Source organism: Aeromonas sp. EERV15 (assembly GCF_900079845.1).
GTDB lineage: Bacteria > Pseudomonadota > Gammaproteobacteria > Enterobacterales > Aeromonadaceae > Aeromonas > Aeromonas sobria.
This window is the reverse complement of record NZ_FKKY02000099.1, coordinates 1-480: the sequence shown is the minus strand read 5'-3', so window position 1 is coordinate 480 and position 480 is coordinate 1. Positions and strand designations below refer to the sequence as shown.

Here is a 480-nt window from a genome sequence, read left to right as displayed (position 1 = left end):
GCGGCTCTCGGCCTACCACATCCGGCGCGCCTGCGAGGAGAGCCTGCGCCGCATGCAGACGGACCACATCGATCTCTACCAGATGCACCACATCGACCGGGAGACGCCCTGGGACGAGATCTGGCAGGCGATGGAGCAGCTCGTCCGCGAGGGCAAGGTCCTCTACGTGGGCAGCAGCAACTTCGCCGGCTGGCAGATCGCGCAGGCGAACGGCCTCGCGGCGCAGCGGCGCTTCCTCGGCCTCGTGTCGGAGCAGAGCCTGTACAACCTCGACGCGCGCACCGTCGAGCTCGAGGTCCTGCCCGCGTGCCGCGCGTTCGGGCTCGGCGTCCTGCCCTGGAGCCCGCTCGCCGGCGGCCTGCTCGGCGGCGCCCTCCAGAAGGCGCGCGAGGGCCGCCGCGCCTCCGCCGACGCGCAGGCGCGCATCGAGAAGGCCCGGCCCAGGCTGGAGGCGTACGAGGCGTTCTGCGCCGACCTCGG

1 protein-coding gene is annotated in these 480 nt (G+C 73.1%); it reads left to right on the top strand.

The window, feature by feature from the left end:
- Window positions 1-480: aldo/keto reductase (locus BN4575_RS20585; RefSeq protein WP_141689909.1), on the top strand; the 480-nt coding region annotated here is incomplete at both ends.